An 11,149-nucleotide genomic window follows, 5' to 3' on the forward strand; every position below is an offset into this window, starting at 1 on the left:
TCAAATCTCCGTCAGGACGCTCACTTCACTTCGTTCCGTTCGCGACCTGACCTGCCCCAGACTCATCGTCTGGGACTCCGTCAGGACGCTCCAGTTTCCCGGCGCTACGCGACGAGCGACAGCGAGTCTCGGCGGCCGACTCGACACGAGGAGTGAAGCCCCGTCACTCCCGGTCGTACCGAGACGGCGGGTCGGTCTCCTCGTCCTCGATACGACGGACGGACGGCGTCGCGCGCGGCGGTATCGGCCGCGGACGCGACTGCTCGGGCCGCCGCGACGACCAGTCGTCGTGGCAGTCGAGACAGTAGTTTCCCTTGTACTTATTCGTGAACTGGTAGCTGTCTCCGCAACTGATGCAGGCCGAAGGACGCACTCGGCTCATCTGACACCACCCGAGCCGGTCGGACGTGGAGAGCATTCATGTGTTAACGTGCCACATAGCAGTCGAGAGAACATAAGTATAACCATCGAAACACCGGACGGAGACCGATTCGGGAGCGTCACCGACGGGACTGGCAGGGTATTTACTCCCGGACGCCCGTCGTGAACACATGGAGCGGAGCCTTCGTGTCGGCGCGGCGGTGTTCAACGCGGGCGACCACCACGCCGCGCACGACGCGTGGGAGGACGAGTGGTTGTCGCTGGACGAGGGGACGGCCGACGAGCGACTGCTCCACGGACTCATCCAGTACACGGCGGCGGTGTACCACGTGGGGAACCGAAACTGGAGCGGTGCGCAGGGGCTGGCGACCAGCGCCGGCGCCTACCTCGACGAGGTAGCGTCCGACTACCGGGCGGTGAACGTCGGTGGCGTTCGGGGCTACCTCGGGCGTCTGGCGGCCGACCCGGAGTTCGGCGAACGGGCGCCGCCGGTTCCGTTGCGGGTGAACGGCAGCGTCGTCCGCGCCGCGGACCTGTCGGTCGAGGAAGTCGCCGACGCGGCGGCAGTCGTCGCCGAGGACTACGAGGCGTTCGACGAGAGCGTGCTAGCCGACGCGGCGAGGTACGCGCGCGAAGAGGTCGAATCGGGGGAGTCGACGACGCGGTTCGTCGCCCTCCTGTTCGAGTTCGTCGGCGGCCGAGAGCGACGCGGACTCGTCTACCAGCGACTCGGCGAACACGTCGGCCGTCGACGCGGGAGAGAAGCGGACGTCTCGGGGCTGTTCGAGTAGCCTTCAGTCCTCGAACTCCGCGGAGTTGTCCACGGGGTCGTACCCGAGCACCTCTCGCGCGCGGTTGATGGAGTAGTACTTGCGGTCGTTGTCCGAGATGCCGTAGACGATTTCGTAGTCGTAGTCGGCGACGACGCAGCGCTCGAACAGATGCGCGCAGTCTCGATAGGAGAGCCACATCGCCTGTCCGCGTTCGTAGTCGATGGGCGGGTGTCCCTCGGTGAGGTTGCCGATGCGGACGTTGACGACGGAGATGCCGTGGTGGTCGTGGTAGTAGCGACCCAGCACCTCGCCCGTCGCCTTGCTCACGCCGTACAGGTTGCTCGGACGGGGGAGTTCGTCGCCGTCGAGTCGGAACTCGTCTTCCGGACGGTACAGGTCGGGCTTCCGGTCGGGCGTCTCGTACGCGCCGACGGCGTGGTTCGAGGAGGCGAACGCGAACTTCTCGACGCCCGCGTCGACGGCCGCCTGGAAGATGCTGTGCGTGCCGTCGATGTTGTTCCGGAGGACGCTGTCCCACGGCGCCTCGGGTCGCGGGTCGCCCGCGAGGTGGATGACGGCGTAGACGCCGTCCATCGCCGCTTCGACGGCCTCCTCGTCGGTGATGTCGGTGATGTAGACGTCGTCTTCCCCCACGCCGTCGGGACGCTTCTCCGCGCCGAGCGGTTCTCGGTCGAGCAGTCGCCACTCGAACCGGTCGCCGCTGTGCCGGAGGATGGCCTGCCCGACACGCCCGCCCGCCCCAGTCAACAGAACCGGTTCGTCCATTCGGTCGACACTGCGCGAAGGATGGCTAAGAAACGTCCGATTCGCGTCTGCGTTCGTCACGAGACGACACGCCTATCACCGCTCCGCCGGAGGCACAGCCATGCCCACCGACGCCGAGAACGCCTGTTTCGAGGCGGGAATCAAGTTCGGGTCGCTCTACCACCAGTTCGCGGGGACGCCCGTCAGCCCCGACAGCGCCGACAGCCTCGCCCGGGCGATGGAGGAGTCCATCGAGAACCAACCGCACTGCGAGGCGGTGCGCGTGACCGTCCGCCGGGAGGCGCTCGAAGCCGAAATCGCCGACTCGACGGCCGACTACACGGAACTGACCGGGCGGTTCCTCGACGTCGAGATAGACGTGCGGTACGAGGGGACGGCGGTCCGAACGAAGATGGAGATGGAGGACGGCTACCCCCTGATGAAACTGGTCTCGGTCGACGAGTAAATCGCTCCGGAGACCGCTCCGCGACCGCGATTTCACTTTCACTTTCGGGCGTGTATTTAAACCATCTCGCGCCGAAGCCACCGGTATGAGTAGCCAGAGCACACTCGCTGATGACGACCTGTTCGGAGAGGCTGCTGCGGAGATGCGCGCGGAGGTCGAAGAACACCTCGACGCCGCCCGGGCGTCGCTACCGGACGCCGACGACGTGTGGGAGGCCGAGGCCGACAACGTCCTCGCGTCCTCAACGGGCTTCGGTCGTCGCTCGACGTCGGCGACGCCGAGGAGCACCTGCGACAGGCAAAGAAGACGTTCGTCGTCGGTCAGCGCGCCGACGCGTTCGACGACGCCGACGACTTGGAGGCCGAGATAGCGTCCGCCGCGGAACTGCTCGAGACGGTCGACGACGCGAGCGAACTCGTCGGCGAACTCACGAGCACGATGCCGCAACTGCGCAGCCAGTTGCAGGAGGCCGCCGACGCCGCCGAGAGCGCGGAAGACGACGCCGACGCGGACGACGCCGAGGAAGAGGCCGAGACAGACGACAGCGAGGCCGAGGCGGACGCCGACGACGCCGCAGACGAAGCCGAGGCGGACGACTGAGCGGCGCGGACGAGACCCGACAGAGCGACACCGGCGGCACACGACGTAGGGCCGACTCCCGAGTCACTCGCGCCGTTCGGGCCGCGACACGTCGCGGTCCGCGACGGCCGCCGTCAGTCGCGCCAGCGACGCCGACGCCAGTTCCAGCAGTTCTTCGCCCAGTTCCTCGTCCCCCGCCGCGGGGTCGCCGACGACGCCGTTCTCCGTGAACTCCGCGGAGTCGTGCGCGAGGTTGACGCCGGAGACCCAGTCGCCCCAGCGCTCCGCTCCGCCGTCCCGCGCCGCCTCGATTCGGTCCTCGCGCACCGTCTCGGGGGGCGACGCGCCGGAGCAACGCCGTCTCCAGCGTCCCGCCGTGCCCCATCTTCGAGGAGTGCTCGCCGACCGCCTCGAACCACGTGAAGGCGACGGCGTAGGCGTCGTCCTCGCGCGTTATCGTCCCGGTGACCTCCCGGAGGGCGTCGACGTTCCCGCCGTGGCCGTTGACGACGACGACGCGGTCGAAGCCGTGGGAAGCGAGACTCCCGACCGTCTCGCGGACCGCGTCGCGGAAGGTGTCGGGCGAGAGCCACAGCGTCCCCGGAAACTGCCGGTGTTCGGCGGCGACGCCCACCGAGAGCGTCGGCGCGACGAGTACCTCCCCGTCGTACGCCTCCGCGCCGGCCTCGGCGACGGCCTCGGCGGTGAACGCGTCCGTTCCGAGGGGCGCGTGCGGGCCGTGTTGCTCGGTGCTGCCGACGGGGAGGAAGGCGAGGTTCGTCTCCGCGGCGAGGTCCGATACGTCCGTCCACGTCGCCTCTGTGAGTCGCATACCCCGTATGGACGACGGAGTCGCTTGTAAGCGACGGACGGCCCGGCCGCGGGGCGAGTCGAACGGGTCGCCGGTGGCCCAAAGACCATTCAGGTGGGCGGCAGAACGTGCAGGTCCATGAGCGACGAACGAAGCCAAGGCGTCGACTTCGGCGACGTAGAGGACGAGCTAGAGAACTACGACTACCCGGCGACGCCCGAGGAACTGCGCGAGGAGTTCGGCGAGGAGACCGTCGAGTACAACGACGGCGAGGAGTCCCTCGACGACGTCCTCGAAGGCGTCGGCGTCGACGAGTTCGAGTCGGCAGAGGAGGTGTACGAGACGGTGATGATGATGGTCGGCAGCGAAGCGACGGACGAGGGCCACAGCGACCGCGGCGCGGGGACGGCCCCCGACGAAGAGACCGAGTCGTTCTGAGGCGGACCGCTTCTCTTCTCGACTAGTCGTCGTCGGCGGAGTCCACGGTCGTCCGCGAGGCGCGGCGACTCGCGCGTTCGACGAACTCTTCCGGTAACTCGTCTATCTCGCCCGCTTGCACGCCCCAGAGGTGCGCGTAGAGGCCGTCCTCGCGGAGAAGTTCGTCGTGGCCGCCGCGTTCGACGATGCGGCCGTCCTCGAGGACGATTATCTGGTCGGCGTCCTTGATGGTCGAGAGTCGATGGGCGATGCTGAACGTCGTTCGGTCCCGCGTGAGTCGGTCCAAGGAGCGCTGGATGAGCATCTCCGTCTCGGTGTCCACGTCCGAGGTGGCCTCGTCGAGGACGAGAATCTCGGGGTCCTTCAGGATGGCGCGAGCGATGGAGAGGCGTTGCCGCTGGCCGCCCGAGAGCTTCACGCCGCGTTCGCCGATTTCGGTGTCGTACCCCTCGGGGAGGTTCTCGATGAAGCCGTGCGCCTCGGCGGCCTTGGCGGCGTCGACCACCTCCTGTTGCGTCGCGCCGAACGTGCCGTAGCGGATGTTCTCTGCGACCGTCCCGTAGAACATGAACGTGTCCTGACTCACGTAGCCGATGGCCTGCCGGAGACTCGGGATGGTCACGTCGCGGACGTCCGTCCCGTCTATCTCGATGGCTCCCTCGTCCACGTCGTACATGCGGAGTAAGAGCTTCAGAACCGTCGACTTCCCGGCACCCGTCGGGCCGACGAGCGCCAGCGTCTCGCCGCCGGCCACCTCGAAGGAGACGTCCTCGACGATGGTCTCGGCCTCGTCGTAGCCGAACGTCACGTCGTCGTAGACGACGTCGCCCTCCTCGACGACGAGTTCGTCCGCGTCGGGGTCCTCCCTGATTCGCGAGGGTTCGTCCATGAGGCCGAAGATGCGCGCGCTGGAGGCGTAGGCGCGCTGGTACATGTTGATTATCTGCCCGAACTGCGCCATCGGCCAGATGAACCGCTGGGTGAAGAGGATGAAGCCGACGAACTCACCGGGAGTGAGCGACCCGCTGAAGAACAGCGGTGCTGAGTTGGTGGCCTGGTAGGTGAGCACCCAGACGCCGCCGACGAGGAACGTGAGGACGAAGCCGACGCCGGCCATGACGCGCAGGGCGGGGAAGAACTTGATGCGCGTGCCGATGGCGTCCCAGTTGGCGTCGAAGTAGTCCTGCGAGACGTCCTCCACGCGGTCGGACTCGAACGACTCGGTGTTGGACGTCTTGATGACCTGGATGCCGCCGAGGTTGTTCTCCAGTCGAGAGTTGACGCGGCCGACGGAGGAGCGGACGTCGGCGTACTTCGGCTGGATGGTCTGGATGAACCGGTAGGTGAAGTAGCCGATGAGGGGGACGACGACGAGGGTGACGACGGCGAGTTGCCAGTTCCAGTAGAGGAGGATAGCGGCGATGCCGACGACCATCACGGCCAGACGGAACGCGGAGTTCATCCCGTCGTTGAGGAATCGTTCGAGGCGGTTGACGTCGTTCGAGAGGATGGACATCATCTCGCCGGTCTGTTTGTCGGCGAAGAAGTCCATGTTGAGCCGCTGCATCTTATCGTACGTGTCGGTTCGGACGGCGTGCTGGATGTGCTGGGCGAAGGAGTTCCAGCCCCAGTTGCGCGTCCAGTGGAACGCCGCGCCGCCGAAGAAGGCGAACGCGATGAGACCGGTCGACAGGTAGAGTTGGCCCGTCCGCGTCGCCGGGAGCCACGAATCGGGGACGAGCCAGATGCTGAACGCCCGTTCGTTCAGGAAGATGGCGTCCACGGCGAGGGTGAGGAGGACGGGCGGCATCAGGTCGAGGAGACGGGCGACGACGCTGGAGAGGAGGCCGACGACGAACGCGGAGGCGTTGTCGCGGCCGTACTCGGCGAACAGTCGCCGCATCGGGTTCTCGACGTTCTCCCGTTGGTCCTCGAAGGGGTCGTCTTCGTCTTCGGGAGCGACCATTACACGTCTTCCAAGCGTCGGTCACAGAAAAGCGTTCGTTACGAATCGGAATACCCCGGCTCCCGAGAGCGCCGTTCCGAGGCCGACTCGCCTCAGAGATGTCGCGACTCCACGTCGGGGTCGATGCCCGCCTCCGAGAGGTCCTCGCGGATGCGCGTCCGAAGGGGGCCCGGCACCGTGTCGCGCCCGACGGGGACCGCAGTCTCGCCGTCGCCTTTCACCTTCCAGTAGAGGACGCACTCCGAGGGGGCGTAGTACTCGATGCTGTACCGGTCGTCGGCGCCGCGGTAGTGGACGCGGGCGGCGAAGCCCTCGGTCCGCCACCCGTCGAGTTCGGCGAGTGCGGCGGTGTCCGCGTCGTCGCTCATACGTTCACTCGCGTCTCCTCGTACCTCGTCGTTTCGCTTCAGTAGTCGCCGATACGGACGGTGTCGCCCTCCTCGACGCCCGTCTCGTTCGTGTAGCCGTAGGGGACTTCGAGCACGTACTTGCCGACGCCGCGGTAGCGCGTCAGTCCGCCCTCGGAGGCGTTCGGTTCGAGTTCGGCGTGGTGAATCCGCGTGATGGTGCCGTTCTCGGCGACGAACAGGATGTCGAGGGGGAAGTCCATGTCGCGCATGACGTAGGCGTACTGGCTCTCGTCGTCGTGGACGAACAGCATCCCCTCGTTCGGTCCGAGCGACTCGGTGTCGCTGAGGCCGGTGTACCGCTTCTCGTACGTGTCGGCGACGCGCACCTCGACTTCGGTCACTACCTCGCCCTCGGAGGCGATGTTGACGGTTGTCCGGTCGTACTCGCCGCCGCCGGGGAGCGCCGTCGGGTGGAAGGCGACGAACAGCGCAGTCACGGACGCGACGACGAAGACGGCGAGTGCGACGGACCCGAGCGAGTACCGCAGAGCGGCCATATCGGTGCCACGAGTGCCGCGGACCTAACGGTTCCGCCGCGACAATTGGAAACCGTTATCCGCGTGTGCGGATTCGTTCGATTTGCGGGCTCGTGGTCTAGTGGTTATGACGCTTCCCTTACAAGGAAGAGATCGGTGGTTCGACTCCGCCCGAGCCCACTTCTGACGACACGCGACGACGAGCAACAGCGAGGTGACCGGAGGCAGGGGAGCCGAAAGAGCTCGAAACGCCGAATAACAGGTTCGCTGACGGGTTTCGACGCCGAGGGCCGATAGACACACACGTCTGCCGGCGCAAGTGTCCGACGAATGGTCCGACTGGTCGCACTCGGCGTCGTTCTCCTCGTCGTCGCCTCCGGAATCGGTCCCGGGGTGGCGGCCGCCGCGGGGTCGCCCGCCGCGAACGGCGCGACGATAGCTTCGGCCGCACAGCACGCACCCGCCTCGGCGGCGACCGATTCGGCGGCGAATCGGTCCGACGACCGGCAGTTCGCCTTCCGGATACAGCGCGTCTCCGACTGCGGGTTCACCTGCCGCGACGTCACCATCACCGCCACGAACACCGGCAACGCCACCGCGGAGAACGTCACCGTTCAGACGCGGTTGAAGACCGGCGAGCGGGTCGTCTGGCGCGGGAACGAGTCGGTCGCCGAACTCGGCCCCGGCGAGTCGACGACGGTGACGAAGCGAGTCACGGTCGGCTACTTCGACGCGCTCGCGGTACTGGCGAACGGCGGCGACGTGACGGCGAACACGACGGTGGCGTGGGATTCGGGTACCGAGACGTTCACCGAGCGACGAAAAGTGGCGTAGGGCGCGGCGACGCCACATCGAAACCCTTTTTTGAATCATCGGCCTCTCTCGAAACGCGCCGCCTTAGCTCAGACTGGGAGAGCACTCGACTGAAGATCGAGCTGTCCCCGGTTCAAATCCGGGAGGCGGCATTTTCCTGCGAACTAACGAGGGAGCGGTGCGACCGAGTCGTGAGCAGTAAAAATGCTCCCGAGCGGATTCTGAACCCGGGAAGACGAACGAAGTGAGTCTTCGTTCGGGACAAATCCGGGAGGTGGCACTTCTGTAAGTGACACGCGGGCGGATTCTGACCTGACGAGCAACTGTCTGAGTTGTGAGTGAGGTTCGAAGCCGAGAGCCGCGAGTGCGATGTCTCTTCCCCGGGCACTCACAGATCGTTCTTTTTCTCAGTGATTTCAGCGAAGAAATGCCGGGGAACTGTGAAGTGAGAGCGTCTGAACAGTTGGACAGAGTATGAGTGATGCAGAATCCCTCCCCGAGTCTGAACGGTTCTGGTTCACCACGTGGCGCGAGAAAGTCACGTTCCACTCGACGCCAGATTGCAGGCAGATCACGAACAACGGTTTGTCGAAGGACGTACTGGGAGAGGCGCGGATTCCGAAGAAGGCGAATCGGTCAATCCACTTCTGTCCGGTGTGCGCGGAGGAGTACGCCGATGGGTAAGGCCGAACGGATACGAGAGTCGGAGGTGTTCTGGTTCTTCACGTATCGAAACCCACCGGTCTTTCACGCCGACAAGCAGTGCCCGGTCAATCGAAGTAAGGACAGATACGGCCCCGACTCGCTCTCGCGAGCGACGATTCCAACAGCGGCGAGTCGGAACCTGGAGTTTTGTGGACACTGCGCCGAAGAGTATCGAGACGACTAGTATCGAATCGAACGTCGGCTTGGAGACACGAGACGGGAGGAGCGAGCGCGGAGGTCAACATTTTCCCCGCTTCGCGCCCGACCGGAAGTCGTGGTTCGCACCAGTCCACTCGGTCGCTCGAAACGCCCGCTCCGGTACGTGATGGGGCTCACCTACGTCGTCGCCGGCGTACTCCACTTCGTCGCGCCGAAGGTGTACGAACAGGTCGTCCCGCCGGGGTTCCCGCGGCCGCGGACGCTCGTCTACCTCTCGGGGGTCGCCGAGGTCGGTCTCGGTCTCGGCGTCATGTTCGAGCGGACGCGGCGGGTCTCGGCGTGGGGACTCGTCGCCCTGCTCGTGGCGGTGTTCCCCGCGAACGTCCACATGGCAGCCAGCGACGACCTCGACCTACAGGGCGTCCCGGAGCGATTTCGTAACTCGTCGGACGCGGCGCTGTGGGCCCGTCTGCCGCTACAGGCCGTCCTCGTCGCGTGGGCGTGGTGGTACACGGACGCGGAGCGGGCGGGAGAGTAAGCAGACGGCGACGGTCGTCTGGAGAGACGACGGCCGTTCGGGAGACGACGCGCGGACGGGTGTGCGCTCGCCGCCCGAGGAGGTCCGTGGGTCGGGCGCACCTACCGCCACTTCGAGTCGCCGCCCCCGTCCTCGTCCTCGTCGCGGGCGATGGCGTCCTGCAGCCGTTCGATGTCGGTTATCTTCTCCAGGTCGCCCATGGCGATTTCGGTCGTCTGGTTGGCTCCTTCCCCAGTCGCGACGCCGCTCGTGAGGATACTGCGGACGCCCTCCTCGATGGTCATGTCGATGTCGTACACCTGGCTCTCGGGGACGTAGGTGAGGAAGCCGCCGGTCACCGGGTTGGGCGCCATCGGGATGAACATCGTCACCATGTCGTCGTGTCCGGTGGCCGTCGTCACCGTCTCGGGGGACTTGCTCGTCTCGAACCCGATGGCGTACACGTCGTCGCCGAGCAGTTGAACGAGCTTTATCTCCTGGAAGTTCTCGGCCTCCTGGTCGAGCATCACGTCGCCCATGCGGCGGAAGCTCTTGTACACCGTGCCGATACCGGGGATGGAGGCGATTCCGAGGTCCACGAGGTCGATGATGCGCTCGCCGTGGCGGTTCCGACCGACGGAGCCGACGACGACGACGACGCCGAGGAGGACGGCGACGGCGACGAGTTCCGTGAAGAAGTCGATGACGACCGAGTAGACGTTCAGCTCTATCAGAAAGCGGATGAACCCGGCGCTCTCGACCAGTTCGATGACGCCCAGCCACCGAAGCAGTCGAATCACCGGACGGAGCGCCGAGGTGATGAACTCGAGTGCGACGTCGAGGATGTACAGCGTGACGACGAACGGGATGATTATCCCGACGCCCCGCATCAGGACGTCCAGCGTTCCTTCGTAGAGAGATTCACCGGCTTCCCTCGCTGCCCGAGGAGAGTCTGAACGAGACATTCAGTCATCGACTACAGAGGCTACAGGCATATCAACGTATTCGCCAATCCGACGCGTCCGCGCGTTAGCCGGTTCCTTCGAGCGTCCGTAAGGAGTCGTGAACGCGCTCGCTCGCGCGCGGGGCGAGGATGAGGTGGGCGGCACCGGTCGCGGTGACGTCGTTGGTCCAGCGGGCCAGTCGGCGGCGGAGCGCGAACCGAGAGCGGAGTCCGAGCGCCGTCCGCCACGCGCTGTCGCGACACTCGTCGACCGTGAACACGCAGAGCCACTCGTCGAACGACCCGAGCGAGTCGTCGAGCCGTTCGATGCCCGGCGCGTCGCGCGCCGCCAGCGCGTCCTGCGTCTCGTCGAGCACGTTCCGGATGACGCCGGTGACGGCGCTGTGGTCCGCGTACCGCTCCGAGCGGTTCGGGCCGACGCCGACGGCGGCGAGCGTCAGGGCGAGGTCGTAGTTGATGTGCGCGTTCACGCCGAGCGCGGTGTCCTGGAGGACGAGCGAGTCGCCCCGCGCCGCGGCGTCGAACGCCACTCGCCACGCGTCGGCCAGTCGGTCCACCGCGCCGGACTCGTAGTCGGACACAGCCTCGCGGTAGTGGTTCGCGAAGACGACGAGGTAGTCGCTCACCCACGCGGGGTCGGCGAACTCACCGCGGCGGATGCGCTCCGCGACGGCGGCCGTCATGCGCGAGTAGACCGAGAGGAAGACGGCGCGGCGGTCGTCCCGCGCCTCGAAGGCGGCCTGAAGCGCCCGGAGTCTGTCGCGGGCGTCGGTCACGTCGGCGTACGGTTCGGCGGTCAGCGCCAGCAGTTCGGGGTCGCCCTCGGAACGGGTTCGGTCGGCGTCGCCCGGAGCGTCGAGCGTCGCCGACGTACCGGGGCCGGCGGCCGACGGGTCGCGTCGGACGCGACGCTCTCTGCGATTCGG

At 66.4% G+C, this 11,149-nt stretch carries 13 protein-coding genes, 2 tRNA genes and 2 pseudogenes; 9 read left to right on the forward strand and 8 right to left on the reverse strand.

Translation table 11 applies throughout. The features are described 5' to 3' along the window. Nucleotides 1–163: 163 nt before the first annotated feature. A complete protein-coding gene (locus tag GJ632_RS13930) occupies nt 164–382 on the reverse strand; it encodes a hypothetical protein (RefSeq protein ID WP_191453278.1) in 219 nt (72 codons plus the stop codon). Nucleotides 383–551: 169 nt separating this feature from the next. Here GJ632_RS13930 and GJ632_RS13935 point away from each other — a divergent pair, with 169 nt between their 5' ends. Then, nucleotides 552–1,172 (forward strand): DUF309 domain-containing protein, encoded by a 621-nt coding sequence (locus GJ632_RS13935; protein ID WP_191453279.1) that lies wholly within the window; start codon nt 552–554, stop codon nt 1,170–1,172. A gap of 3 nt (nt 1,173–1,175) precedes the next feature. Here GJ632_RS13935 and azf read toward each other — a convergent pair whose 3' ends face one another. After that, the gene (gene azf, locus GJ632_RS13940; RefSeq protein WP_191453280.1) at nt 1,176–1,940 is read right to left on the reverse strand and encodes an NAD-dependent glucose-6-phosphate dehydrogenase; all 765 of its coding nucleotides are present in this window, start codon (nt 1,938–1,940) and stop codon (nt 1,176–1,178) included. 100 nt (nt 1,941–2,040) lie between these two features. On the opposite strand from azf, the gene GJ632_RS13945 reads away from it, so the two are divergent. Both GJ632_RS13945 and GJ632_RS13950 read left to right on the forward strand, forming a co-directional pair. Then, nucleotides 2,041–2,385 (forward strand): dihydroneopterin aldolase family protein, encoded by a 345-nt coding sequence (locus GJ632_RS13945; protein WP_191453281.1) that lies wholly within the window; start codon nt 2,041–2,043, stop codon nt 2,383–2,385. 85 nt (nt 2,386–2,470) lie between these two features. After that, nucleotides 2,471–2,985 (forward strand): annotated as a pseudogene (locus GJ632_RS13950) (DUF5790 family protein). A gap of 63 nt (nt 2,986–3,048) precedes the next feature. On the opposite strand, the pseudogene GJ632_RS13955 reads toward GJ632_RS13950, so the two are convergent. After that, nucleotides 3,049–3,796 (reverse strand): annotated as a pseudogene (locus GJ632_RS13955) (creatininase family protein). 117 nt (nt 3,797–3,913) lie between these two features. Here GJ632_RS13955 and GJ632_RS13960 point away from each other — a divergent pair. Further along, nucleotides 3,914–4,213, forward strand: coding sequence for a hypothetical protein (locus GJ632_RS13960; protein WP_191453282.1), 300 nt, complete (start codon nt 3,914–3,916; stop codon nt 4,211–4,213). Nucleotides 4,214–4,235: 22 nt separating this feature from the next. Here the strand turns inward: GJ632_RS13960 and GJ632_RS13965 are convergent, their stop codons facing one another. From GJ632_RS13965 to GJ632_RS13975, 3 genes are all read right to left on the reverse strand, one after another. After that, nucleotides 4,236–6,179 (reverse strand): ABC transporter ATP-binding protein, encoded by a 1,944-nt coding sequence (locus tag GJ632_RS13965; RefSeq protein ID WP_191453283.1) that lies wholly within the window; start codon nt 6,177–6,179, stop codon nt 4,236–4,238. 92 nt (nt 6,180–6,271) lie between these two features. Continuing rightward, entirely contained in the window at nt 6,272–6,547 is a 276-nt protein-coding gene (locus tag GJ632_RS13970) for a hypothetical protein (RefSeq protein WP_089804672.1), read from the reverse strand. Between the two features lie 38 nt (nt 6,548–6,585). Continuing rightward, complete coding sequence (locus tag GJ632_RS13975; protein ID WP_191453284.1) at nt 6,586–7,086, reverse strand: DUF192 domain-containing protein; 501 nt, start codon at nt 7,084–7,086, stop codon at nt 6,586–6,588. Between the two features lie 86 nt (nt 7,087–7,172). Between GJ632_RS13975 and GJ632_RS13980 the strand changes: the two genes are divergently transcribed. The 5 genes from GJ632_RS13980 (at nt 7,173) to GJ632_RS14000 (ending at nt 9,280) form a co-directional block, all read left to right on the forward strand. Then, a tRNA-Val gene (locus tag GJ632_RS13980) sits at nt 7,173–7,245 on the forward strand. Nucleotides 7,246–7,395: 150 nt separating this feature from the next. Next, entirely contained in the window at nt 7,396–7,899 is a 504-nt protein-coding gene (locus GJ632_RS13985; RefSeq protein ID WP_191453285.1) for a hypothetical protein, read from the forward strand. A gap of 57 nt (nt 7,900–7,956) precedes the next feature. Beyond that, nucleotides 7,957–8,030 (forward strand) — tRNA-Phe (locus GJ632_RS13990). A 322-nt stretch (nt 8,031–8,352) separates the two neighbouring features. Beyond that, nucleotides 8,353–8,562: a hypothetical protein gene (locus GJ632_RS13995; RefSeq protein WP_191453286.1), complete on the forward strand. Its 210-nt coding sequence runs from the start codon at nt 8,353–8,355 to the stop codon at nt 8,560–8,562. Nucleotides 8,563–8,908: 346 nt separating this feature from the next. Further along, the gene (locus GJ632_RS14000; RefSeq protein WP_191453288.1) at nt 8,909–9,280 is read left to right on the forward strand and encodes a DoxX family membrane protein; all 372 of its coding nucleotides are present in this window, start codon (nt 8,909–8,911) and stop codon (nt 9,278–9,280) included. Nucleotides 9,281–9,381: 101 nt separating this feature from the next. Here GJ632_RS14000 and GJ632_RS14005 read toward each other — a convergent pair whose 3' ends face one another. Together GJ632_RS14005 and GJ632_RS22185 are read right to left on the reverse strand one after the other, a co-directional pair. After that, a complete protein-coding gene (locus tag GJ632_RS14005) occupies nt 9,382–10,149 on the reverse strand; it encodes a DUF502 domain-containing protein (protein WP_191453287.1) in 768 nt (255 codons plus the stop codon). A 139-nt stretch (nt 10,150–10,288) separates the two neighbouring features. Further along, nucleotides 10,289–11,149 (reverse strand): DUF5995 family protein (locus tag GJ632_RS22185; RefSeq protein WP_231751568.1); only part of this gene is annotated, 861 nt, incomplete at its 5' end.

This window comes from Halogeometricum sp. CBA1124, from assembly GCF_009741955.1.
Classification (GTDB): Archaea; Halobacteriota; Halobacteria; order Halobacteriales; family Haloferacaceae; genus Halogeometricum; species Halogeometricum rufum.

Bases quoted from the DNA above. Each gene is read 5' to 3' on its own strand.
- GJ632_RS14005 (WP_191453287.1), bottom strand. From the start codon at position 10,149: ATGCGGGGCGTCGGGATAATCATCCCGTTCGTCGTCACGCTGTACATC.
- GJ632_RS13985 (WP_191453285.1), top strand. From the start codon at position 7,396: ATGGTCCGACTGGTCGCACTCGGCGTCGTTCTCCTCGTCGTCGCCTCC.
- GJ632_RS13970 (WP_089804672.1), bottom strand. From the start codon at position 6,547: ATGAGCGACGACGCGGACACCGCCGCACTCGCCGAACTCGACGGGTGG.
- GJ632_RS13965 (WP_191453283.1), bottom strand. From the start codon at position 6,179: ATGGTCGCTCCCGAAGACGAAGACGACCCCTTCGAGGACCAACGGGAG.
- GJ632_RS14000 (WP_191453288.1), top strand. From the start codon at position 8,909: ATGGGGCTCACCTACGTCGTCGCCGGCGTACTCCACTTCGTCGCGCCG.
- GJ632_RS13995 (WP_191453286.1), top strand. From the start codon at position 8,353: ATGAGTGATGCAGAATCCCTCCCCGAGTCTGAACGGTTCTGGTTCACC.
- GJ632_RS13975 (WP_191453284.1), bottom strand. From the start codon at position 7,086: ATGGCCGCTCTGCGGTACTCGCTCGGGTCCGTCGCACTCGCCGTCTTC.
- GJ632_RS13945 (WP_191453281.1), top strand. From the start codon at position 2,041: ATGCCCACCGACGCCGAGAACGCCTGTTTCGAGGCGGGAATCAAGTTC.
- GJ632_RS13930 (WP_191453278.1), bottom strand. From the start codon at position 382: ATGAGCCGAGTGCGTCCTTCGGCCTGCATCAGTTGCGGAGACAGCTAC.
- azf (WP_191453280.1), bottom strand. From the start codon at position 1,940: ATGGACGAACCGGTTCTGTTGACTGGGGCGGGCGGGCGTGTCGGGCAG.
- GJ632_RS13960 (WP_191453282.1), top strand. From the start codon at position 3,914: ATGAGCGACGAACGAAGCCAAGGCGTCGACTTCGGCGACGTAGAGGAC.
- GJ632_RS13935 (WP_191453279.1), top strand. From the start codon at position 552: ATGGAGCGGAGCCTTCGTGTCGGCGCGGCGGTGTTCAACGCGGGCGAC.